At 43.7% G+C, this 23,456-nt stretch carries 22 protein-coding genes; 11 read left to right on the top strand and 11 right to left on the bottom strand.

What is annotated here, in order from left to right:
- Nucleotides 1-12 precede the first annotated feature (12 nt).
- The 4 genes from murD to HX743_RS01335 all read right to left on the bottom strand — a co-directional run bounded on the left by murD (nt 13) and on the right by HX743_RS01335 (nt 3,928).
- A complete protein-coding gene (gene murD / locus HX743_RS01350) occupies nt 13-1,359 on the bottom strand; it encodes a UDP-N-acetylmuramoyl-L-alanine--D-glutamate ligase (protein ID WP_178318312.1) in 1,347 nt (448 codons plus the stop codon).
- A 171-nt stretch (nt 1,360-1,530) separates the two neighbouring features.
- Nucleotides 1,531-1,782, bottom strand: a complete 252-nt coding sequence (locus HX743_RS01345; protein WP_004975717.1) for a DUF6587 family protein — start codon at nt 1,780-1,782, stop codon at nt 1,531-1,533.
- Between the two features lie 32 nt (nt 1,783-1,814).
- Nucleotides 1,815-3,671, bottom strand: a complete 1,857-nt coding sequence (locus tag HX743_RS01340; RefSeq protein WP_178318311.1) for a ferrous iron transporter B — start codon at nt 3,669-3,671, stop codon at nt 1,815-1,817.
- Complete coding sequence (locus tag HX743_RS01335; protein WP_004975713.1) at nt 3,668-3,928, bottom strand: FeoA family protein; 261 nt, start codon at nt 3,926-3,928, stop codon at nt 3,668-3,670. Before HX743_RS01335 ends, HX743_RS01340 begins: the two co-directional genes overlap by 4 nt.
- Nucleotides 3,929-4,113: 185 nt before the next feature.
- Here HX743_RS01335 and xerD point away from each other — a divergent pair, with 185 nt between their 5' ends.
- From xerD to thrC, 4 genes are all read left to right on the top strand, one after another.
- Nucleotides 4,114-5,031 (top strand): site-specific tyrosine recombinase XerD, encoded by a 918-nt coding sequence (xerD, locus tag HX743_RS01330; RefSeq protein ID WP_004975712.1) that lies wholly within the window; start codon nt 4,114-4,116, stop codon nt 5,029-5,031.
- 150 nt (nt 5,032-5,181) lie between these two features.
- The gene (locus HX743_RS01325) at nt 5,182-5,997 is read left to right on the top strand and encodes a DsbC family protein (protein ID WP_178318310.1); all 816 of its coding nucleotides are present in this window, start codon (nt 5,182-5,184) and stop codon (nt 5,995-5,997) included.
- 199 nt (nt 5,998-6,196) lie between these two features.
- Nucleotides 6,197-7,501: a homoserine dehydrogenase gene (locus HX743_RS01320; protein ID WP_004975708.1), complete on the top strand. Its 1,305-nt coding sequence runs from the start codon at nt 6,197-6,199 to the stop codon at nt 7,499-7,501.
- 57 nt (nt 7,502-7,558) lie between these two features.
- Complete coding sequence (thrC, locus tag HX743_RS01315; protein ID WP_004975706.1) at nt 7,559-8,698, top strand: threonine synthase; 1,140 nt, start codon at nt 7,559-7,561, stop codon at nt 8,696-8,698.
- Between the two features lie 120 nt (nt 8,699-8,818).
- Here thrC and HX743_RS01310 read toward each other — a convergent pair whose 3' ends face one another.
- Nucleotides 8,819-9,910, bottom strand: coding sequence for a serine hydrolase (locus tag HX743_RS01310; RefSeq protein WP_131260992.1), 1,092 nt, complete (start codon nt 9,908-9,910; stop codon nt 8,819-8,821).
- A 215-nt stretch (nt 9,911-10,125) separates the two neighbouring features.
- Between HX743_RS01310 and HX743_RS01305 the strand changes: the two genes are divergently transcribed.
- The 3 genes from HX743_RS01305 (at nt 10,126) to HX743_RS01295 (ending at nt 13,867) form a co-directional block, all read left to right on the top strand.
- A complete protein-coding gene (locus HX743_RS01305) occupies nt 10,126-10,761 on the top strand; it encodes a response regulator (RefSeq protein WP_178318309.1) in 636 nt (211 codons plus the stop codon).
- A gap of 40 nt (nt 10,762-10,801) precedes the next feature.
- On the top strand, nt 10,802-12,364 hold the full coding sequence (locus HX743_RS01300) for a PAS domain-containing sensor histidine kinase (RefSeq protein ID WP_004975700.1): 1,563 nt from the start codon (nt 10,802-10,804) through the stop codon (nt 12,362-12,364).
- Nucleotides 12,365-12,433: 69 nt separating this feature from the next.
- Nucleotides 12,434-13,867 carry a sigma-54 dependent transcriptional regulator gene (locus HX743_RS01295; protein WP_178318308.1) on the top strand — a complete coding sequence of 478 codons (1,434 nt, stop codon included), beginning with the start codon at nt 12,434-12,436 and terminating at the stop codon, nt 13,865-13,867.
- Nucleotides 13,868-13,916: 49 nt separating this feature from the next.
- Here HX743_RS01295 and HX743_RS01290 read toward each other — a convergent pair whose 3' ends face one another.
- The 4 genes from HX743_RS01290 to lptF form a co-directional block, all read right to left on the bottom strand.
- Nucleotides 13,917-15,080, bottom strand: a complete 1,164-nt coding sequence (locus HX743_RS01290; protein WP_004975690.1) for a S41 family peptidase — start codon at nt 15,078-15,080, stop codon at nt 13,917-13,919.
- A gap of 24 nt (nt 15,081-15,104) precedes the next feature.
- Complete coding sequence (gene gpmI / locus HX743_RS01285; RefSeq protein WP_004975686.1) at nt 15,105-16,652, bottom strand: 2,3-bisphosphoglycerate-independent phosphoglycerate mutase; 1,548 nt, start codon at nt 16,650-16,652, stop codon at nt 15,105-15,107.
- 145 nt (nt 16,653-16,797) lie between these two features.
- Nucleotides 16,798-17,868, bottom strand: a complete 1,071-nt coding sequence (gene lptG / locus HX743_RS01280) for an LPS export ABC transporter permease LptG (RefSeq protein ID WP_004975683.1) — start codon at nt 17,866-17,868, stop codon at nt 16,798-16,800.
- Between the two features lies 1 nt (nt 17,869).
- Nucleotides 17,870-18,970, bottom strand: a complete 1,101-nt coding sequence (lptF, locus tag HX743_RS01275; RefSeq protein WP_004975682.1) for an LPS export ABC transporter permease LptF — start codon at nt 18,968-18,970, stop codon at nt 17,870-17,872.
- A gap of 158 nt (nt 18,971-19,128) precedes the next feature.
- Here lptF and HX743_RS01270 point away from each other — a divergent pair, with 158 nt between their 5' ends.
- The 4 genes from HX743_RS01270 to HX743_RS01255 all read left to right on the top strand — a co-directional run bounded on the left by HX743_RS01270 (nt 19,129) and on the right by HX743_RS01255 (nt 22,007).
- On the top strand, nt 19,129-20,577 hold the full coding sequence (locus HX743_RS01270; protein ID WP_178318354.1) for a leucyl aminopeptidase: 1,449 nt from the start codon (nt 19,129-19,131) through the stop codon (nt 20,575-20,577).
- Complete coding sequence (locus HX743_RS01265) at nt 20,570-20,977, top strand: DNA polymerase III subunit chi (protein ID WP_131260997.1); 408 nt, start codon at nt 20,570-20,572, stop codon at nt 20,975-20,977. The genes HX743_RS01270 and HX743_RS01265 overlap by 8 nt, the downstream gene beginning before the upstream one ends.
- 48 nt (nt 20,978-21,025) lie before the next feature.
- Nucleotides 21,026-21,646: a hypothetical protein gene (locus HX743_RS01260; protein WP_178318307.1), complete on the top strand. Its 621-nt coding sequence runs from the start codon at nt 21,026-21,028 to the stop codon at nt 21,644-21,646.
- Between the two features lie 142 nt (nt 21,647-21,788).
- Complete coding sequence (locus HX743_RS01255; RefSeq protein ID WP_026438238.1) at nt 21,789-22,007, top strand: hypothetical protein; 219 nt, start codon at nt 21,789-21,791, stop codon at nt 22,005-22,007.
- Between the two features lie 107 nt (nt 22,008-22,114).
- Here HX743_RS01255 and HX743_RS01250 read toward each other — a convergent pair whose 3' ends face one another.
- Both HX743_RS01250 and HX743_RS01245 read right to left on the bottom strand, forming a co-directional pair.
- Entirely contained in the window at nt 22,115-22,660 is a 546-nt protein-coding gene (locus HX743_RS01250; protein ID WP_019838149.1) for a VTT domain-containing protein, read from the bottom strand.
- A gap of 123 nt (nt 22,661-22,783) precedes the next feature.
- On the bottom strand, nt 22,784-23,443 hold the full coding sequence (locus HX743_RS01245; protein WP_178318306.1) for a riboflavin synthase: 660 nt from the start codon (nt 23,441-23,443) through the stop codon (nt 22,784-22,786).
- Nucleotides 23,444-23,456 lie beyond the last annotated feature (13 nt).

The following is a 23,456-nucleotide window of genomic DNA, read 5'->3' as shown; positions in this document are numbered from 1 at the left end:
ACCTTATTGTTGTTATACCAGTGCGTTGACATAAGCAACGAACTTGTGACCACGTTCTGGATAGCCCGAGAACATATCAAAACTTGCACATGCAGGTGACAATAGCACCACATCATGCGCTTGTGTATGTTGTTGGCAGATTTCAACTGCTTGTTCTAAGGTATCTGCAGTTAAGAGTTGGGTTGTTCCCGCAACTGCTGTTTCAATTTTCGTGGCATCTTCACCAATCAACACTGCCAGTTTGGCATATTGTTGCAATGATTGACGTAGCGCAGTAAAGTCCTGCCCTTTGCCTTGCCCACCTAAAATAATCGCAACCTTACCGCCTTGTGCCTGAATTGCTGCACCCAAGCCATCTAAAGCTGCCAAAGTTGCACCGATGTTGGTTCCTTTGGAGTCATTATAATAACGCACCCCATGTAATTCTTTGACGAATTCACAACGATGCTCCAAACCTTTAAAGGTTTTCAGCGTTTCCAGCATGCTGTGCATAGATAAACCAATGGCTTCACCCAATGCCAAACACGCTAATGCATTAGCAATATTGTGTGTGCCTTGAATATACATCTCGGTGCTTTTTAATAAACGCTCACGCCCACGTGCCAACCACATGCTGCCATCATCATCTTTTAATAAGCCGTATTGGTTTAGGTCAGGCGCATTTAAGCCAAAACTTTGCATAGGAGTCTGATCTGGCACCAACGGACGACTCAAAGCATCATCACGGTTAAACACCACTTTTTTCACACCCTGAAAAATACGATGTTTGGCGGTGTGATAACCAAACATATCGCCATGACGGTCTAAATGGTCTTCACTCATGTTCAGCACTACCGCCACTTCTGCATTTAAATTCGAGGTGGTTTCTAGCTGAAAACTGGAGAGTTCTAAAATATACAGTTCAGGATCATCTTTAATCAAATCCAGCGCAGGGCGTCCCAAATTTCCACCTACCGCGACTTTTTTACCTGCCTGCTCTGCCATTAAACCAATCAGTGTGGTAACGGTACTTTTCGCATTAGACCCTGTAATTGCCACAATAGGTTTGTCGGTCGCACGACGTAAAATCTGAATTTCACTCACCACAGGAATGCCCTGCGCCATCGCAGCCTGAATTTCAGGGAGTTTTGGATCTAAACCTGGGCTAATCACAATTTCTTCCGCAGACAGCAATAAATCCTGATCAAACTGACCAAAACGGGTTTCTACTTCGGCAGGAATTTGGTCATGCCCTGGAGGTGTGGGGCGAGAATCTGTCACAGCAACGCGGTAACCCTGATGATGTAAAAAATTAACGGCTGCAACACCAGAAATACCAAGTCCTGCAACGACTTTTAATCCACCACGTTGTATTAACATTTTTGCCCCATTTTGTGCGCTAATTTTGAAACAGACAAAATAGTAGCACTTTGCTGTTTTGAATGCTTTTTCTGTTTGCAGTTCCTGCAGTTTTTTTGTGTCAGTGCGTAAAAAAACTGTCATATTGCAGACGGTTTTTAAAAAGAATATTGCTAAAGTGAATAAACAAGCCTATTTCCACTTCACCGCTTGAACTTCAACTTTCTTTTCTGCGGGTTGATCTTGAGAATCACAACCACAACTGCCGCCACAGCCTGCCGCGGCTGCAGGTTTTAGCCATTTGGCCAAGCCATGCCAGCCTTTTTCAGTACAGAAATTGGAGAGTTTTAGAAAAACTGCGCCAGAAGTCTTGGGAAAGACTTTTTTAAAGACTACTACAGCACTCCACAGTACCAATGCAGCAACAATTAAAATTTCAACCATGTTCATCTACTCCTGTAGGTCAGGCATGTGCCTTAACCCAACAAATACGATGCCGTTTGATAAGTCAGGAATGACATGAAATAAGCCAAACCAAATAGATAGCAGGTCATAATACTGACCGTACGCCATGATCCTGTTTCGCGTTTTACCGTTGCTAAAGTTGCCAAACAATGCGGTGCATAAATAAACCACACCAATAACGATAAACCCGTTGCCAATGACCAGCCCAGTTCACCACCACCACTAATTAAAGCAGCCAAACCTTGGGACATGGCATCTTCATCCACTGCAGATAAGGCATAGACTGTGCCTAATGCAGCCACCACCACTTCACGCGCTGCCATCGCAGGAATCAAGGCAATCACGATCTGCCAGTTAAAGCCCACAGGAGCAAAAATTGGCTGTAATACATGCCCCAGCATCCCTGCAAAACTATAGTCAATTGCAGGCATGGTCGCGCCTTCAGGCGGCTGCGGGAACGTACACAAGAACCACAATAAAATCGACAGTGCAAAAATAATGCCACCGACACGCTTTAAGAAAATTTTGGCGCGATCTAGCAAACCAATCCAAACACTTTTTAGGTCTGGAAAACGGTAACTTGGTAGTTCCATCAACAAGACATGCTCAGATTTATCTTTTTGCAAAAATTTAAGCACAAAAGATACGCCTAAGGCACTCAAAATGCCCGCCATATACAGACCGAATAGCACGAGGCCTTGTAAATTAAACATACCCCAAACGGTTTGATTGGGAATAAATGCAGCGATGAGTAAGGCATATACAGGTAAGCGCGCAGAACAAGTCATTAACGGCGCGACCATAATCGTGGTTAGACGATCACGTGGGTCGGCAATACTACGTGTTGCCATAATACCCGGCACTGCACAGGCAAAACTAGACAGCAATGGAATAAAGGCACGACCACTCAAACCTGCGCTAAACATCAGTTTATCGAGCAAGAATGCGGCACGTGGCAAATAGCCTGATTCTTCCAGAATTAAAATAAACAGGAACAGAATTAAAATTTGCGGCAAGAACACCACCACACCGCCTGCGCCCGCAATAATGCCATCCACAATCAAGCTGTTCAGCAAGGGATGGCTAATGTTTTCGCCAATCACTTCACCTAGCCAGCCAAATAAACTTTCGATGCCATCCATAAACGGTGCAGCCCAAGCAAATACCGCTTGAAAGACAACAAACATCATCACCGCAAGGCTGACTAAACCGAATACAGGATGTAAAAAAATTTTATCGAGGAAGTCGGAGCGTTTGTCTTCTTGATCTACAAAGTGCACCACATCATGCAAAATGGTTTGAATCCGTTGATGCTGACTGCCTGTTAAGCCTGTCAATTCTGTCTGCGGAACAGCAAATTTGCCCTGATCTAAGGCATGCATTAAGTTTTGAATACCTGAATCACGCACTGCCACGGTTTCCACCACAGGTACACCCAAACGCTCAGACAATTTTTGCGTGTTGATTTGCATGCCACGACGACGCGCCTCATCCATCATGTTGAGTACCAACAAAATCGGACGACCCAGTGCAATCATTTCCAAAACCAAGCCCAAATGCAATTTCAGGTTGGTGGCATCCACGACACAAAGAAAGGCATCTTGCTGACCTTCTTCGGCTATTTTGCCTTGTACCACATCTCGAGTAATGGCTTCGTCGGGACTGGTGGCTTCTAAACTATAAGTTCCGGGCAAATCCAACACCCGCACCGCCTGTCCCGAAGGCAAGGTGAATTGCCCGACTTTACGCTCTACAGTCACGCCTGCGTAGTTGCCAACTTTTTGACGTGTCCCTGTCAAATGGTTAAATAAAGATGTTTTACCGCAGTTTGGATTCCCTACAAGTGCGATACGTAAGGCATCGCTCATGCGGACACCCCTTGTTCAATTTCAATGCGTTCAGCTTCTACTTTGCGCAAAGCAAAACGGGTAAATCCCACTTGAATCAGGATTGGATCACCACCAAAAATACCTTTGGTAATCACCTGCACCTGCGTACCCGGCACAAAACCCAGTGTTTCTAAGCGGTTTGCCACCAAGTCACTAAGGGATGTTCCACCATCGGCGGTACGTAATACCTGACGGATGATGGCTGTTTGTTTTGCTTTAAGTTCTGACAAACGCACCGTGAAATTCCTATACCATTTTGCACATTATAACATGCAAATGAGAACAATTAACAAATAAGGTCGACTTACATTTAAATGCTTTATATCACATCGACAGCCTTGCTGAATTGGATTAGAGTAGAAAATAACGCTGCTTATTATCGAATTTCTCAATTAATTTTGTGATTTCGCCTGTGATTCCTATGCTGAACAAAAAACCTCGTATTCCTGCTGCAATACAAATTCCAGAAGCTTTAAGCTTTTTGGAAGGCTATCGCAACGATTTAATCGCGCAAAGTGTCAGCCCGCATACCCGCAATGCCTATCTGTCCGATTTAATTCAATGCAGTGACTATGTCAGCAAACCCATGCCTGAATGGAATCATGACGATATTTCAGATGTACTCATCGAACTCACCAAACAACAAAAAAGCCCCCGCTCTATTGCACGCTGCCTGTCTGCACTACGTTCTTTTTATAAATTTTTAAGAGAGCACAAACTGCGCTCTGACAACCCTGTTGCTGCGCATAAAACCCCAAAATTAGGTCGTGCCTTACCCAAAGATTTATCTGAAGCCGATGTTGAAGCTTTAATTCACGCCCCCGACATCAACACTGCACTCGGATTACGAGATCGTGCCATGCTTGAAGTCTTATATGCTTGCGGTTTACGAGTGACGGAATTGCTGAATTTACGTTTAGAATTAATCAACCTAAAACAAGGCTATTTACGAATTGTAGGTAAAGGCAATAAAGAGCGTTTGGTGCCTATGGGACAAGTCGCTTGTGAATGGATAGAAAAATATTTAACCGAGTCGCGTCCGCAACTGTATAAAAGTGCTACCGATTATCTATTTTTAACGGTGCATGGCGGCATTATGAGCCGACAAAATTTTTGGTATGCCATTAAACGCTATGCCCTGCAAGCAGGCATTCAAGCCGAGTTATCGCCACACACGTTAAGACATGCCTTTGCCACACACTTACTCAATCATGGGGCAGATTTACGCGTGGTACAAATGCTGCTCGGGCACAGTGATTTATCCACCACACAAATCTACACCCACGTCGCACAAATCCGTATGCAGCAATTGCATGCCCAGCATCATCCACGGGCTTAAAAAAACAAAAACGACGTCGAAGCATAAGATCTACTGAAACTTCGTCTATGAACGTAAGCCATTTATGAAATGGCAACAGACCCTAACGATCACGAATATTTTTTGTTATGCTAACGCTCTATTTTTTATGCCAACAAGAAAGGGTTGTTTATGACATTTACCCGCTCGACACTTTTGATTGCCTGTTCACTGGCAAATGCTTTTGCAATCACCGCATGTTCAAATGCAAACAATGAAGATAAAAAGCAAACCACACTCACCGCCAGTGCGCCTGCAACGGGTGAAGCATCAACCCTAATTGAACGCAATGCACAACAGCGTTTAAGTACAACCTTGCAGCAACATTTTAAAACTGCAGGTATCAACGCCAAAATTACCGACATTAAAGCCACTGAAGTTCCAAATTTATTTTGGGTGAGTCTTGAAGGCATGTCATCGGTCTATGCCACCAGTGATGGCAAATACATTATTCAGGGCGATGTGATCCGTTTAGGTGACAAAGAACTACATAACGTCAGTGAAAACCTGCAAGCAGGCGTGAACAAGAAAATTTTTGCTGAATTAAAACAGGAAGATTTATTGGTATTCCCTGCCAAAGGCAAAACCAAACACGTCATTTATGTATTTACCGATGTCAGCTGTCCATATTGCCATCGTCTACATGAACAAATGGATGAAATGAATGGTAAAGGCATTGAAGTCCGTTACATTGCTTGGCCGCGTGGTGAACAGCACATGCCTGCTATGGAAGCAATTTGGTGTAGCGAAGATCGTCACGCTGCCTTTAATCAGGTCATGAATGGCGCACAAATTGCACCTGCCAACTGTAAAAACCCTGTTCGTGCTCAGTATCAATTGGGCTTAAATATGGGCGTCAATGGCACACCTGCGATTTATAATGCCGAAGGCGTATATTTAGGCGGCTATCTGTCTACCGCTGAATTGATCAAGCGCTTAGACAAATAAAAATAGCGGATCTGTGGATGCTGCATCATCCCAATACACCAAGACGTAGCATCTATGAAGCCAATATAAATAACGATTTTTTATGCGTTATTTTACTTTTTTTTATACTGTGAAGATAAGTGAGATCTGCCCTAGAGTCAGCGCGTTTTTTTAGCTATGATCTAGGCTTGCTTAAAGTTATTAAAATATGGAGTGTGACGTGAAACCAGTTCGTCTGGCAATCCTCGGTCTTGGTACTGTGGGTGGTGGTGCCCTTAAACTATTAAAAGAAAATGCTGCTGAGATTAGACGTCGCACCGGTCGTGAAATTGAAATCACTTATGTGGGAACACGTCGTCCGCGTCCTGACCTAAACTTGCCTGAATCGGTCAAGCAAAGCTCCGACTTGATGGACATTGTCCGTCAACCCGATGTAGACGTGGTGGTTGAAGTGATGGGCGGTATTCACCCTGCTTATGACGTGATCATGGAAGCCATGAAGCACGGCAAACAAGTAGTGACAGCCAACAAAGCCCTACTTGCAGAACACGGCAATGAGCTATTTAAAGCAGCTGAAGACAATGCCGTACAAATTGCCTATGAAGCTGCGGTTGCAGGTGGTATTCCAATTATTAAAGTCATCCGTGAAGGTTTGGCTGCCAACAAAATTGAATGGTTGGCAGGCATCATCAACGGTACAGGCAACTTCATTTTAAGTGAAATGCGTGAAAAAGGTCGTGCATTTGAAGATGTACTGAAAGAAGCGCAAGAGTTAGGCTATGCCGAAGCCGATCCGACTTTTGACGTCGAAGGTATTGATGCTGCACACAAACTGACTATTTTGGCTTCATGTGCATTTGGTATTCCACTACAGTTTGACAAAGTCTTTACCGAAGGTATTGGCAAAGTGACCGCACAAGATGTGAAATATGCCGAAGAACTCGGTTTCCGCATCAAACACTTGGGGATTGCCCGTCGTACCGATAAAGGTATTGAATTGCGTGTTCACCCAACTTTAATTCCTGAAGAAGAATTGATTGCCAATGTTAATGGCGTGAAAAACGCGGTCTTGGTACAAGCCAATGCGGTTGGTCCAACGCTCTATTATGGCGCAGGTGCAGGTGCAGGCCCAACAGCCTCTGCAGTAGTTGCAGATGTCGTTGATATTGTCCGTGACATTTCTTATACCGAAGATGGCGCAGGTACAATTCCGCAATTGGCATTTGAAGCCTTAACCGACTTGCCAATTTTAAGCCGTGAAGAAATGACCACGGGTTACTACATTCGCATTAATGCCGAAGACCAAACTGGCGTACTTGCTGATGTGACCACTATTTTAAGCCGCGCGGGAATCAGTATTGATGCCATCATGCAGCAATCACGCTTAAAAGACCTTATTCCTATCGTGATTCTGACTGACCCAGTCCTAGAATCAAAAATGGATGAAGCGTTACAACAAATTCAAGCATTGCCAACCATTCATGGCGAAATTGTACGAATTCGTTTAGAATCGCTTGATAATTAATCGGGTGGAGGGGAGTATTTCCCCTTGCCAAGCTCTACACACAATTGGAACATCATCATGTCGAATGCCAATCGTTATACTGGTTTAGTTGACCGTTATCGTGACCGTTTACCAGTGTCTGCAACCACACGTGCAATCTCTCTAGGCGAAGGAAACACGCCACTGATTAAGCTTGAGAATATTCCACGCATTATTGGTAAAGATGTTGAAATTTATGTGAAGTATGAAGGCTTAAACCCGACAGGTTCATTTAAAGACCGTGGTATGACCATGGCAGTTACTAAAGCAGTTGAAGAAGGTTCAAAAGCCATTATCTGTGCATCTACAGGTAATACTTCTGCTGCTGCTGCTGCCTATGCTGCACGTGCAGGCATCAAAGCATTCGTTTTAATTCCTGAAGGCAAAATTGCCATGGGTAAAATGGCACAAGCGATGATGTACGGTGCCATCACCATGCAAATCCGCGGTAACTTTGACGATGGTATGCGTCTAGTTAAAGAAGTTGCTGACCAAGCACCTGTGACCATTGTGAACTCGATCAACCCTTACCGCCTACAAGGTCAAAAGACCATTGCGTATGAAATTGTAGATGAGTTAGGTCGTGCACCAGATTACCACTGCTTACCTGTAGGTAACGCAGGCAACATTACTGCACACTGGATGGGTTATACCGAAGCGGTTGCCAACCAATCTGCCGATCAATTCGAGCAAGTGGTCTATGACGCAGCAACGGACAAATTCACAGGTCCAAACCCTGAAGGCCGCCCAATCATGGTGGGTTATCAAGCGTCTGGCGCTGCGCCATTCTTACGTGGTGCGCCTGTAGAAAACCCTGAAACTGTTGCAACTGCAATTCGTATTGGTAACCCACAAAGCTGGAACCATGCCAAAGCCGTTGTACGCGATTCAGAAGGTTGGTTTGATGAGCTAACTGATGCTGAAATCTTAGAAGCACAACGCATGCTTTCAATGTATGAAGGCGTATTTGTTGAGCCTGCATCTGCTGCGTCTATTGGTGGTGCAATGCGCGACATCAAAGCAGGTAAAATCAAAGAAGGTTCTGTGATTGTATGTACCGTAACAGGTAACGGTCTGAAAGATCCTGACACTGCAATGAAACAATGTGCAGATGCGGTGATGCTCTCTATTGATGCTACAATGCAACAAGTAAAAGACTCTATCCTTTCAAACATGTAAGTTTTGAATCGTGATCAAAAAAACCTGCATTAGCAGGTTTTTTTGTATTTGGAATCATGCAACTTTAACGGAAGTTGAGTCATACGATTGATAACTCAACGCTCCAAGCTGAATGTGATCTTAAATACGTTTAGGTAACTGGCTTGCCCAACTCATTAAGCGAGTTGCATCATTGGTACGTGCTTGTGAAGTATCTGCACCCAAAAGCACCACCACTGCAGGACGGTTATTCAAAGTGGTATGCATCACCACACAACGCCCTGCTTCATTGATATAGCCTGTTTTAGACAGATTAATATTCCAACCACCATTACGTACCAGTGCATTGGTATTGTTAGATTTCAAGACTCGATAACCCAAGTTAAAGTCATACGTTGGCGTCGTTGAGAATTGACGAATCAAACCATATTGCGAGGCAGTACTCACCAAAATACCCAAATCACGTGCAGAAGATACATTACGTGGGTCTAAGCCTGTTGCTTCGGTAAAACGGGTAGAATGCATGCCCAATTCACGCGCTTTAGCATTCATTGCGGCTACAAAGGCATTTTTCCCACCTGGATAAGTACGTGCCAACGCTGCTGCTGCAGGATTTTCAGATTTCATTAATGCAAACAGTAACGCTTCGGCACGGTTTAACTTGTCGCCCACACGCAAAGTTGAGCTTGAGTTTTTACCTGCTGCACCTGCAAAATCAATCGATTGCAAAGTGATTTGTTCAGACATATTCAAACGTGCATCAGAAGTCACCACGGCAGTCATCACCTTGGTCACAGATGCAATAGGTAATGCCACATTGGTATTTTTGCTATACAGCACTTCACCTGTTTGCGCATCCATCACCAAAGCCGCACGTGCATTAACTGATGGTTGGTTGCTATAAGCAGAGGTATCTAAAATACGGACTGTTTTAGGCGCAGTGGAAGCAGGTGCAACACCATTGCTACTACGCACTGTAGTGGTAATTTTCGTTGAACCTGGCGGAGTAGGTTCAGCAACATAGCTCTCTGGCGCAGCCTGAGCGCTCGCACTGGTACTTTCCAGATCACCATTTAAGAATTGATCGGCTTGCTCCGAAGACCAACTTAAGGTCGCCTGACCGTCGCTCCCAGAGGAAGGATTGATGACAAGTTCAGCAAAACTGACAGAACTTAGGCTGAACATCATAGATGCGACCAGCACATGCATGAACGACTTCTTAGAATTTTTCACGACTGCTTACTCAACTCAGGGAGGTAAGATACATTTGCGTATTACCTCAAATATGCCTTACATTTAAAAATACAACAATGAATCGTTTTTGACACCATATTGTGCAGAACTTTTCATTCTAGATTAAGAATAGCATTGCTAATTTTGTCGTTTCATTGCAAGCTAATTTTGCTTTATGTAACAAAAAAGATGATTTTTTCAAAGGGAGAGTGTAGGTGATCACAGTTTTAGTAGTCGACGATCATGAATTGGTACGTACTGGGATTTGCCGTATGCTCGAAGACCATGCCGATGTGCAGGTGATTGGACAAGCTGAATCGGGTGAAGAAGCGATTACCTTAGTGCGTCAGCATCATCCTAATGTGGTGTTGTTAGATGTGAACATGCCTGGGATTGGAGGCGTAGAAACCACACGTCGTCTATTGCAAACTGCACCAGACACTAAGGTCTTGGCGGTGAGTGGTTTGGCAGAAGAACCCTACCCTTCTTTATTGCTGAAAGCAGGTGCAAAAGGCTATATCACCAAAGGCGCACCTGTCAGTGAAATGGTACGTGCCATTAAAAAAGTCATGCAGGGCGGTAAATACTTCAGTGCCGACATTGCCGAACAACTGGCAAGTTCATACTTATCTGACACACAACAATCGCCTTTTGATTGTCTTTCAGAACGTGAAATGCAAGTGGCGATGATGGTGGTGAATTGTATTAGCGCACAGGAAATTGCCGATAAGTTGTTTGTCAGTGTAAAAACCGTAAATACCTATCGTTACCGTATTTTTGAAAAATTAAATATTGATAGTGATGTCAAACTGACTCACCTTGCCATTCGTTATGGACTGATTAAACCCTAAATTTTCAACGCTGTTGATGCACAAATAAGACCTTTACGATATGCCAGATTTAAAACAACATTCTGAGTTAAATCAGTATCATCTTGGCATGTGGTATGGTACTTACCGACTGCTGATTGCCTTTTGTTTGCTGCTGATTACCCTACTCACCTTTCAGCAGCTTGGCACACAATATCAGCACCCGGGTTTATATCTATACACCTTGGTCTGCTATTTTATTTTTAGCTGCCTGCAACTGATCAGCTATAAATATATTCCTTTTAAAAGCACGCAACAACTGACCCTGTTTTTTGCAGTCGATATTATCGCGCTCAGTAGCCTGACTTTTGCCAGCGATGGCCCTAATTTATATTTAAGTCTGCTGTTTGCGATCACGATTTTTGCAGCATCACTCTTGCTGCAAAAGCGTAAAGCCTTAGCCATTACCCTCATCGCGATGATTATGGTGATTTACCAACACTTTGTTGGGAGTTTGCTTGACTTTTCATCGCTTAATAATATTGGTCAAAGTGCGCTATTGGCATTTTTATTTTGGGTAGTTTATGGCAGTGGACGTATTGCAGTACGGCGTTTCCAAATTTTAGAAAATCTAAATTTTTCGCAATCTTTGGAATTAAACCGCCTACAAAATATCAACCGTTATATTTTAGAACAAACCGAAATGGGCTATTTGGTTTTAGATGAAAATTGCTATGTCGTCCTCAGCAACCCTGCAGCCTGTCATCTGTTGGGGATTCATCCTAAATATGCGCACGCGACCTATCCATTGTATAAAATTCAGCCCGATTTATTTGATCTGTTCAAATTTGATCAATTGCAAGATGGAGAAAAATTTCAATTCGAGTCACAACTGAGTCATTTTCATGTGCATATTCAGGTGCAAAAACTCAAAGTGCCACATCAAACGCTGACTTTATTGGCGCTGCAGGATGGACGTAAAATCAATCAGCAAGTCCAGCAACTCAAATTAGCCGCCTTAGGACAACTCTCTGCCAGTATTGCGCACGAAATTCGTAACCCTTTGGCAGCCATTGTACAAGCCAACAATTTATTTACAGGCAGTGATGCTGCACAGCAACAATTGCTGTCCGACATGATCAGCAAACAAGCGACCCGGATTGATAAAATTATTCACGACACGCTGAGTATGGTCAAAAATAAACAAACCACGCCTGTCGCGATTCAGCTCAATCAATTTTTGCCACAATTCATTCAGGAAGATTTACCTGATGCAGCGAGTCAAATTCAGCTTACACTGACCGAACCACTGAGCATCCAGTTTGATGAATCACAGTTTCGCCAAGTGCTGATTAACCTGATTCGTAACGCCATTCGACACAATGCTGCACAGCAGCCCATTGAGATTACGGTCTACCCGCAAACAACTTATATTTATATTGATGTGCGGGATTTTGGTGCAGGTGTCGCCAGTCAAGATCTCCTCTATCTATTCCAGCCATTTTTCAGTACCGAAATCAATGGAACTGGTTTAGGATTGTATCTATCGCATAGTTTTTGCGAGGCGAATCAAGCCAAGCTGAGCTATGTAGAACAAGAACAAGGCGCATGTTTCAGGATGAAATGTCTACGTGCCATTGAATAAACGCGATTGATATTGGATCAATCTTGTTGCTGTGGTTTTGATTTAATTTTGTGTGGTTTTGGGGAAAATATGCACGCTGTTCAACCTTTGGTTTTATTGGTCGATGACGAAGAAGACCTTTGTACCCTCATGCAGATGACTTTGGCACGTATGGGGATTCAAACCCATGTCGCGTATCGTTTAGTGCAAGCCAAGCAGTTATTGGCAGAACATCAGTACGATGCTTGCTTAACCGACTTAAACCTGCCCGATGGCAATGGCTTGCAACTGGTTGAATGGATTTCCGAACAATATCCGAATGTACCTGTTGCCGTATTGACCGCCTACGGCAATATGGATATTGCGATTGCTGCTTTAAAAGCAGGTGCATTTGACTTTGTCAGCAAGCCTGTCAATCAAATACATTTACAGCAACTCCTTGAAAAAGCACTGAATAAACCTTTCGACACCACCGATCATCACAGCCAAGATCAGCTTGAATATAAAATGTTGATTGGGCAGTCTTTGCCTATTCAACAATTGCGCAGCACCATCAAAAAAATTGCGCGCTCGCAAGCGCCTGTATTTATTACAGGCGAATCGGGTACGGGGAAAGAAGTTGTCGCCAATTTGGTTCACCGTTTAAGTAACCGCAACGAAGGACCATTTATTGCAATTAACTGTGGTGCAATCCCCACCGAACTCATGGAAAGCGAGCTATTTGGACACAAAAAAGGTAGCTTTACAGGAGCGACTCAAGACAAACAAGGTCTGATTCAATCTGCACATGGTGGCAGCTTATTTTTAGATGAAATTGCCGAACTGCCACTGAGCATGCAAGTCAAACTGCTGCGTGCCGTTCAGGAAAAGCGCATCCGTCCTGTGGGTTCAGATAGTGAAATTGATGTCGATTTTCGTGTGATCAGCGCCAGTCATCAGGACTTAGAAAGTTTGGTTCAGCAAGGACGTTTCCGTCAGGATTTATTCTTCCGTATTCACGTGATGGATTTGGTCTTGCCTGCCTTGCGTGAACGTGGACAAGATATTCTGTTATTGGCAGACCACTTCATTCAAAAAGTTGCACAAGAATGGGACATTCCTGCCAAACAACTGACACCTCGTGCCCAGCAATTTTTATTAGAACAGTACTATCCGGGTAATGTGCGTGAGTTACGCAATATTATTGAACGTGCCATTACCCTGAGTGATGATGATGTTATTGATCTCAAACACTTACAAACCGCACCCTTGCGCCAATTCAGTATGAGCAATACAGCAACCACTGAATCACAACCTACAGCAGAAACACCACAGCAGATCGTGACAGATGTATTGCTGACAGGACGCAAACTGCCTGAAGAAGGTTTAGAAGCCTACTTGGAAAAAGTAGAAAAAGACATTTTACTGAATGCGCTGCACCTGACCCACTGGAACCGTACGTTGGCAGCAAAAAAATTGGGCATGTCTTTCCGTTCTTTGCGCTATCGTCTGAAAAAGTTTGGATTAGATACTGAAGATGAGTAAACGCTAAACAATGAAGACTGTCTAAAAATACGTGTTACTCAGATGAGACTTAACGGCGGCTCAGCAGTAAATCTGCCACATGCTCAAGATAAGCCTCTTCTTTCATTTCAGGACTTTGAATATATTGCTGATTCGGCTGAATCCCAACCCCTTCAATCATTTGCTCGCGTGGGGTGTAATAATGCGAAACCGTCATTTGTAAGGCAGCACCATCGCTAAGTGGGAACAGCTTTTGCACCACCCCCTTGCCATAACTTTTTTCGCCCATCACCCAAGCGCGTGAATGGTCTTTTAAAGCACCGGTAAAGACTTCTGCCGCAGATGCAGAGCGATGATTAATCAGTACTCCGACTTTTAAATTTTGAAATTCAAAGCTAGGTAACGCCTGAAATTGTTGATCGCCTTCAGAACGACTTTTGGTCGATACAATCACACCCTGATTTAAAAATAAATCGGCAGATTCCACCGCAGCAGACAGTAAGCCTCCTGGGTTATTACGCAGATCAATCAATACGGCTTTTAAGCGTGGCGTGCTATGTTCTTCAATTAAGCGTTTAATTTCATTGGCGGTGTCTTGCTGAAACACACGTACTTTTAACAACAAGACCTGATTAGAAAGCATCTGCGCCTGAATATCGGTTTCTACTTTTTTGTTGCGTACCAACATAATTTCAGGCTGATTGGCTGCACGTTGTACGCTTACAGTCGATCCCACTGAGCCTGTGAGCAGGTTATTGACCTGATCTGCACTCAGCTTTTTCAGTTCTTGGTTATCAATTTTAAATAGGCTGTCGCCATTCTTCAGCCCTTGTTTAGCCGAGTCGGCATTGGCACTTAAATTTTGAATGACCCAATGTTGCTGGGCAGCGTCATAGCGCAAAGTAAAATCAACCGAGGCCAAGTCGCCTTCGGTATATTGTAAAAGTTGTTTATATTCTTCAGCAGTTAAATAGCGTGAATAACGGTCTAAACCGCTCACCAAGCCACGAATGGCTTGCTGAAACAAGGCATCATCACTTTTTTCAGTCACATAGTTGTCTTTGACAATGCCATAGATTTGTACAAATTCCTGTATCGACTCTACAGGCACATCGACATAGTCCTGTTGTAGTGTAGGGCCATCTAACTCCCAATCTGGCGCAGCCCAAACACTCGAATGACTGGCACACAACACGCTTGCCAACACAACCGCATAAATTTTGTGAGCCGTCATTCCATCATCTACCTGTCTCGAGGGTTATGCCTGTAGGCGAATTAAGTTGCGACCTTGCATATCTGCTGGCACTGGCAATTGCATCAAATTCAATAAAGTTGGTGCAACATCTGCCAACACACCACCTTCCAAAATGGTGGCCTGAGTTGGGCCTACATAAATGAATGGCACCAATTCAGTGGTGTGCTGAGTATGTACCTGACCACTGTCATAGTCTTGCATTTGCTCGACGTTACCATGATCAGCTGTAATAATCATGTGACCTTGTTTCGCCATCACCGCTTCATAGACACGACCCAAACAGGTATCTACTGCTTCCACTGCTTTGACAGCTGCATCAAACACACCAGTATGACCGACCATATCGCCATTGGCATAGTTCACCACCAACAAATCATATTCACCTGAATTAATGGCTGCAACCAGTTCATCAGTCACTTCATAAGCGCTCATTTCAGGTTTTAAGTCGTAGGTTGCTACGTTTGGCGATGGAATCAGGATACGTTTTTCACCCGGATATTCATCTTCACGACCACCACTAAAGAAGAACGTCACGTGTGCGTATTTTTCAGTTTCAGCAATACGCAATTGTGTTTTGCCCAAGTCTGATAAATATTCACCAATCGAGTTTTTCAAATCTTCTGGCATGTACGCCACTGGCGCAGCAATGCTGGCTTGATAACGGGTCAGCATCACAAATTTAGACAATTGCGGCACAACTTTACGTTCAAAACCAGCAAAATCCTGTTCCACAAAGGCTTTGGTCAATTCACGTGCACGGTCAGCACGGAAGTTCATAAACACCACGCTGTCGCCATCTTGAATTTTGGCAATTTCACCAATACGGGTGGCTTTAACAAACTCGTCGCTTTCATCTGCCGCATAAGCCGCTGCCAAGCCTTCAACCGCAGTTGCCGCAGTGCGTACTGCCTCACCTTCGGTAAGTAGACGATAGGCTTGTTCTACACGATCCCAACGGTTGTCACGATCCATCGCATAGTAGCGACCAATCAGGCTGGCAATACGACCTTGATTTGGATATTGTGCAAATAATGCGTCCAGTTTTTCCAAAGAAGGCTGCGCGCTTTTTGGTGGCGTATCACGGCCATCTAAAAAGGCATGTAGATAAACTTTTGCACCACGTTTTAATGCCAATTCTGCCATCGCCACGATATGATCTTCATGCGAATGCACACCGCCTTCAGACAATAAACCAAGCAGATGCACTGCACCGTTGGCTGCTTTGGCTTTTTCTACCGCATCGACCAACACTTCATGTTCAAAGAAAGCGCCTGTACGAATGTCTTTGGTAATACGGGTAAAATCTTGGTACAACACACGTCCTGCACCCAAGTTCATGTGACCAACTTCAGAGTTACCCATTTGACCATCTGGCAAGCCCACATCTTCACCTGAACCAGAGATCAAACCATGCGGATGCTTTTCCTGCATAGCAGTCAAATTTGGTCGTTTCGCTGCTAAAAACGCGTTGTCTTCGACCGCTTCGCGATGACCCACACCATCCATAATCACCAATACGTGAGGGATTTTGCCAGCAGTTGCATCCGCCATAATCAATACTCTTTTTCGTCTACAAATTAATCATGCTATCTTAACGAATTTTGCGTCAAGACTCTATGTTCAGAAGATGGTTTCCGCCACTGATTCAGATAGGTTTACCCAATCACACGGAAAAAGCAGCAGCATCGGCCCGCACTTAACGCGCACGATGCAGTAAGTAACCGCCGATGACAAACATTAAAATAATAGGGATAAATACGAACCACGCAGGCGATGGTGCATAGACCAAGCTGGCATAGCCCAAGAAATCCTGTAAATAAAAGAAGGTTAAGCCGACAAATAAAGCAATCACCAAACGGAAACCCATAGATTGCTGACGTAACGGCCCAAAAATAAAGGAGCAAGCAATCACCACCAAAGCAATCAGCGCAAAGGGCGCACCAAGTTTTTGCCAAAACGCCAATTGGTAGGTTTTTGGCACTTGGCTGTATTCATGCATATAACTCATGAAACTGACCAATTGACTTGGGGATAAATCTTCAGGGTCGATGGTGACCATGTGCACATATTTCGGTTGCAATGCTAAAGCCAAAGCCTGTTCGCTGTTTTTAGCTAAAGTCGCGTTGCCCGCCTGCAAAATATCCATCTGTTCAGTTTGATTGAGCAACCAACTACCGTCTTTAACAAACTGTCCCTGATCTGCAGACAATGTACCACGCAAGCGATAATTATCATCAAAATCGACCACTTGTACATTTTTGAGCTGCCCTTGGGCATTGGCGTAGTCAATATAAATAAAACGATTGCCTTCGCGCGACCAATAGCCACGAACTTCACCCAGCTCAGCGACGCTACGGTGACTTTTAACACTTTTGGCTTGTTCATTGGTGTATGGAATCACCCATTCACTGAGCACAAAAGACAGCAGTACCAATACCATGGCGGAACGAATCACCCATCCCACAATACGCCACAGGCTAATCCCTGCAGAACGCATCACAATCAATTCGCTGTTGGATGCCAACGTACCCAAGCCTAACACTGCGCCAATCAAGGCAGAAATCGGCAAAATTTCATAGAGATAATTTGGCGCACCCCACAATACATACAGCAATGCCTGCCATGCACTATAGTTTTCATTGAGTGAACCCAATTCGCCCAAATAGGTAAACAACACCTGCAAACCAGACAAAATTGCCGTTGCACCAAACATAGCCAGTGCTGTGGTCTTGGTAACGTGTTTTGCAACTATACGACGTGCCAACATCTTAAGACCTCACTCGCTGAATTTGCTGCTTAATTTTAGGTGCTAGTTTTTGTTTACGTGAGAACAAGGCTGCCGCAATCGCATAAGCCAACAACACCAACGGATAAGCAATCATGCCCATTTCTTGTTTGCTGATACGGGTTTTAACCGCCATGAGCGCCACAATCAAACTGGCGAAAATTAACAAGGCAGGAAACAGTTTTAAATAACGCCCCTGACGCGGACTAACTTCTGACAATGCCACGGCTAAAAACAACGCCACCACAATCGCAAAAGGCACAAAAATACGCCATCCCAGTTCACTTGCGACCACAGGGTCTGCACGGTTTTTCCAAAGTTGCGAGGTGGTTAAGGCTTCTACTTCGGCACTTTCAAATTTAGCTTCTTTGTCATTCTCTAAACGTAAACGATAACTTTGGAATTCTGCCTGTGAATATTTGGCTGTGCCCGGAAATATTTCATAACGACGCCCTTCGACCAAATCCACCACATTGGCAGGATCATTTTCCAACTCTACCCGTGTCGCTTCTTTTGCCAGAATCATGACATCAGGACGACCTGCTTTTTCTGCACGTTGATAAAAGAAAATATCTTTCAGGTTTTTACGGTCTTCAGATAAATCACCTGCATAAATGGTGTATGGCCCCGAAGATATAAATTCTTTGGGTCGCACCAAGTCAAAACCTGTACGTACCGCCTGACTGGTGGTCAGTGCTTCAAACTGACGCAGTCCCCAAGGCGATGCCCACAGCATCAAAAAGCCTTGCACAATCAGAAACACCAACGTCATAGGCACCAATAAACGTGCCAACTGATGTCGACTCACACCACTACTGTTGAGTACCGCCATTTCATGATCGACATATAAACGACCAAAGACCAGCATCAGACCAATAAAGAAACCTAAAGGTAAAATCAGCGTCAAAAATTCAGGCAAGCGATAGCCAATGATGCTGAATAAAATACTCGCATCCAAACGCCCTTGCGCGGCTACGCCAAAATACTTGATCAGTCGACCACCCATCATGATCAAGGTCAGTAAGGCAATCACAACCAAGGATGTCGACACAACTTGCTTGACCAAATAACGCCGAATAATCAAATTATTTCTTCCAAAATGTGAGGGAATCCAATTCGCGTTAGTTTACCTGAATGTTGAAAATATAAAACCTATCGCCTTGTTATACATTGAAACTCGACGCATAAAAATGTTTCAATGGTTGCATAGTTTGCACATTTAGATAGGCATAAAATCCAGTGATTAAATTTAGCTTAAGTCCCTCATTCCAAGAACACAGCGCGAGTGAATCTTTGTCAATTTTAGTGGCTGCAGAACAGGTGCCACAGGCAACTGCTGCTTATCAAATCAAGGATTTAGACAGCATTATTCAAGCGACACAATTTAAAGCAGGCTTTAATGAAAGTTTAAGTTTGGTGGCTAGCGTTGTTGAATGCGCCAATAGCAACCTGATCGGTTTGGGTAAAACCGAAGAATTACCAGCCGCAAAGCTGGCAAAAATTGCACAAAGCATTATCAAATCTTCACAAAAAAAATTTAAACAGATCAGCATTGATTTGTCTGCTCTGCCTAGCGAGCTGCATTATGTATTTGCACTCAGCCTGACCCAAGCAGCCTATGCTTTTGATGAATACAAAAGCAAAAAGAATGAGTTTCAGCTTGAACAAATCCATTTCATTGCCAACAACAGCCCACTCAGCGCAGATCAACTTCAATTGATTGAAGCCATGCAATCGGGTCAAAACATGGCACGTGACTTGGGCAACCGTCCGGGCAACATTTGTTTCCCTGAATATTTGGCAGAACAAGCACAAGCACTTGCGGCAGAATATCCAGACTTACTCAAAGTCACCATTTTAGATGAAGCAGAAATGGCAGAATTAGGCATGGGCGCTTTCCTTGCAGTCAGTCAAGGTTCAGATCGTCCAGGGCGCATTATTAGCCTCGAATATCAAGCACAGCATGATGAAGCACCTGTGGTATTGGTCGGTAAAGGCATCACCTTTGATACAGGCGGCATTTCACTCAAACCCGGCTTAGGGATGGATGAAATGAAATTTGATATGTGTGGTTCTGCTTCAGTTTTAGGCACCATGCGCGCGCTATGTGAAGCACGTTTACCTATCCATGTGGTCGGCACGATTGCCGCTGCAGAAAATATGCCGTCAGGCAAAGCCACTCGCCCGGGTGATATTGTGACCAGTATGAGCGGCCAAACCATCGAAATTTTAAATACCGATGCCGAAGGTCGTTTGGTGCTGTGCGATACCCTAACCTATGTGAAACGCTTCAACCCTGCTTTGGTGATTGATATTGCGACTTTAACAGGCGCTTGCGTGGTTGCACTCGGTTCGGTACTGACAGGCATGTTTACCCCAGATGATGAACTTGCGGCGGAATTGGATGCTGCGGGACACACTGCATTTGACCGTGTATGGCGTATGCCCGTGATTGACGATTACCAAGAACAACTGGATTCACCATTTGCCGATATTGGCAATATTGGTGGGCCTAAAGCAGGTTCAGTTACTGCAGCATGCTTCTTGCAACGCTTTACCCGTGACTATCGCTGGGCACACTTAGATATTGCAGGCACTGCATGGAATTCAGGCAGCAATAAAGGCGCAACAGGTCGTCCTGTACCGTTATTGATGCAGTTCCTCGCACAACGTGCAAGCAATAATGGCTAAAGTTAGCTTTTATTTGTTTGAAAAAAGTCCTGAACGGCAAGTGGAAAGCACTTGCCGTTTATGCCGCAAAATTTTGCGGCAGCAGGCACGCATTTGGCTGCATTGCCCTGATCCAGAGTTACAGCAAATATTGGATGAGCGTCTGTGGAGTTTTGATGCCAGCAGCTTTATTCCACATGGCATTAACCAAACACAGGCCAGCGTATGTATTTCTGCCGAATTACCGCAGCAATCGGACTGGATTGTGTTTAATTTTAACAGTCAGGCACTTGAAGCCTATGCAAAATTTAGTCACATTATTGAGATTATTGAAAATCACGAAGCAGCTAAAGTGCTTGGACGTGAAAAATTTAAACAATATCGACGTTTGGGCATAGAACCACAGACGTTTAAGCTTTAATTTTAAAACGTTTTTTTAAAAATACTGCTCAAAATAAGGAGAGATGCGGTGACTTTAAATGTCGGCTCAGATTTTAAACAGCGCTGGTTAACCGCGCCTCAGGCTGTGCGCCAGACATTTATGGATGATCTGCATCGAATTTGTGAGGTCTTGCAACCTGAAACGCAATTACACAACTGGATTGCAGAAGATCAGCGCGCTCAGCAACAATCACAGGAAAAAATTGAACAAGCCTATGCTGACCTGAAAGCACGTTTGATTGAAGAAGCACGGCAACGTCGCCAATTGGCACTCGAACTCAAATTAGAACAGCAACGTGCAGAACAAGCCGCTTATGCTGCACAGCTACAGCAAGATGAAGCGCAACGCTTTGCAGAACAAACTCAAGCACTTGAGTTGATGCGTCAAAGTCTGGATCAGGAAATTTCAAACTATACTGCACGTTATGAGCAAAATCCTGAATTACCTGCAGTGACTTTTAATCAAGCCGCAACTGCGGTAAGTGATGATCAAATTGTTTCTGAACTTGAAAGTGTACGTTTGCGTTTAGAGCTAGAAGCCGAAACTCAAATTGAGCAGGCGGTAACGATCTTTCGTGCGCGACTGCATGCCGCAGCCCAAGAAGAAATTGACTATATCTTAAAAAATTCAAGTTTTTCTAAAGAATAAATTTACTTTTACCCCCTATTCGCCCATAGCCTTAAATCAAGTGTCATCAAAATGAAATAATTTTGTCTCATGATTGTCATCCAGAAAAAGTTGAATTTTCAGCTTTTATCTTCTTAATAATTTTGACAATCTCGGGTTTCAAATGGATATCTTGACGAAAATTTCAGGCAAAATCGACCATCTTAATACGGGCGAACAGTGCAGTATTCGTGCTCAGGATTTATGGATCAGTCGTGCAGATTTCCAATCATTAAGCATTTATTTGTCTAAAGAAGCGGAAAAGGGTAAGTTTTCAATTCAAACAAACGATACTTTTAGCTCGCGCTTGGGTGGCACAGAATTAATTGTCACCAAACACTAAAACTGAACCAGACCAAAAGTCCACACGGTGGGCTTTTTTGTGGTCGTCAATCAGTTTTTTGAGTTATCGCTTTGGATTTAGAATAAGAAAATAGGAAACATTAGGAATTAAATCCAATCACCCAACCAAGACAAAATATTGCCCAAACCATAACCTATTGCCATTAAAGAAAAAACCCACACGGCAGCACCCACCACATTATAAAAACTAAAAGTCGCCAAAGGCATGTGCCCAGACCCTGCCGCAAAGGGTGCAAATGAACGTACAAACGGTATAAAACGCGCCATTAAAATAGTTTTGCCGCCATGTTTCATAAAATAATGGTTAGTTTTTACAATATATTCAGGTTTGAAATAACGTGAATGTTGATGAAAATACTTCACACCTAGAATTCGTCCAGTGTAATAGTTGACGCTATACCCCAAGACCGCAGCGACAAAAAGCAAAACCCCCATATAGTGCAAATGCACCACATCGGTAGTGGAACACAAGGCACCAATGGCGATCAGCAAACTATCGCCTGGTAAAAAAAACATGAACACGGAACCTGTTTCTGCAAAAATAATCAGAAACAAAATGGCATAAATCCACAGACCATAATTATCGAGTAATAATGGTAACCAGTGTTCCAAATTCATTAAAAAATCAATCATCTACATTAAGCCAAAAGGGTGTTTATGATGAAAAAACTATCTATATTTCTTTAATTATCCCTAAAAACAAAAAAACAGTCTAATTTTTCAATCAGACTGTTTAAATTTCATTCGGCTCAGTGCTTATTTTAAAAAGCCATTTTCTGCCAAGAATTCCATGCTAATTTTAGACTGCTGCGTTGTTTCTGCCGCTTTATCGCCCAAGAGCAAACGCTCAATATAACGTGCCAAGACATCCACTTCTAAGTTGACCTTGCTACCAACTTTCCATGTGCCAATATTGGTACGCTCTGCCGTGTGCGGAATTAAATTCAGACTAATGACATTACCGCGTAAATGGTTAATGGTCAGGCTAATCCCATCAACTGTCACCGAACCCTTTTCTGCCAAGTATTTGGCAATTTCTGCAGGTGCGGTTACTTCATAGTAAATCGAACGTGCATCTTCACGTACCACGGTAATTTCACCGACTGCATCAACGTGACCACTTACGATATGCCCACCAAAACGTGTGGTCGGCAGCATGGCTTTTTCAACATTCACAGGCTGCCCCACTTTCCATGTGCCTAAAGTGGTACGGTTTAAACTTTCACGGGAAACATCTGCGGCATACCAATTGTCGCCCCATTCAATCACAGTCAGGCAAATACCATTGGTGGCGATTGAATCGCCCAAATGCACATCCGACATATCCAAATCAGTCTGAATACGCAAACGTACATCACCGCCCACACTTTGCAGGCTTTCTACTTTACCTAAACTTTCAATAATGCCTGTAAACATAATCTTTTCTCTC

This window comes from Acinetobacter sp. Swhac1 (assembly GCF_013390985.1).
GTDB classification, from domain to species: Bacteria; Pseudomonadota; Gammaproteobacteria; order Pseudomonadales; family Moraxellaceae; genus Acinetobacter; species Acinetobacter towneri.
The sequence above is the reverse complement of the archived record's forward strand: the minus strand, read 5'-3'. Positions and strand labels throughout refer to the sequence as shown.

Excerpts from the sequence above, each read along its gene's own strand:
- murD (WP_178318312.1), bottom strand. The coding sequence starts at position 1,359 with ATGTTAATACAACGTGGTGGATTAAAAGTCGTTGCAGGACTTGGTATT.
- HX743_RS01345 (WP_004975717.1), bottom strand. The coding sequence starts at position 1,782 with ATGGTTGAAATTTTAATTGTTGCTGCATTGGTACTGTGGAGTGCTGTA.
- HX743_RS01340 (WP_178318311.1), bottom strand. The coding sequence starts at position 3,671 with ATGAGCGATGCCTTACGTATCGCACTTGTAGGGAATCCAAACTGCGGT.
- xerD (WP_004975712.1), top strand. The coding sequence starts at position 4,114 with ATGCTGAACAAAAAACCTCGTATTCCTGCTGCAATACAAATTCCAGAA.
- HX743_RS01325 (WP_178318310.1), top strand. The coding sequence starts at position 5,182 with ATGACATTTACCCGCTCGACACTTTTGATTGCCTGTTCACTGGCAAAT.
- thrC (WP_004975706.1), top strand. The coding sequence starts at position 7,559 with ATGTCGAATGCCAATCGTTATACTGGTTTAGTTGACCGTTATCGTGAC.
- HX743_RS01300 (WP_004975700.1), top strand. The coding sequence starts at position 10,802 with ATGCCAGATTTAAAACAACATTCTGAGTTAAATCAGTATCATCTTGGC.
- HX743_RS01295 (WP_178318308.1), top strand. The coding sequence starts at position 12,434 with ATGCACGCTGTTCAACCTTTGGTTTTATTGGTCGATGACGAAGAAGAC.
- HX743_RS01290 (WP_004975690.1), bottom strand. The coding sequence starts at position 15,080 with ATGACGGCTCACAAAATTTATGCGGTTGTGTTGGCAAGCGTGTTGTGT.
- gpmI (WP_004975686.1), bottom strand. The coding sequence starts at position 16,652 with ATGGCGGATGCAACTGCTGGCAAAATCCCTCACGTATTGGTGATTATG.
- lptG (WP_004975683.1), bottom strand. The coding sequence starts at position 17,868 with ATGTTGGCACGTCGTATAGTTGCAAAACACGTTACCAAGACCACAGCA.
- HX743_RS01265 (WP_131260997.1), top strand. The coding sequence starts at position 20,570 with ATGGCTAAAGTTAGCTTTTATTTGTTTGAAAAAAGTCCTGAACGGCAA.
- HX743_RS01255 (WP_026438238.1), top strand. The coding sequence starts at position 21,789 with ATGGATATCTTGACGAAAATTTCAGGCAAAATCGACCATCTTAATACG.
- HX743_RS01250 (WP_019838149.1), bottom strand. The coding sequence starts at position 22,660 with ATGATTGATTTTTTAATGAATTTGGAACACTGGTTACCATTATTACTC.
- HX743_RS01245 (WP_178318306.1), bottom strand. The coding sequence starts at position 23,443 with ATGTTTACAGGCATTATTGAAAGTTTAGGTAAAGTAGAAAGCCTGCAA.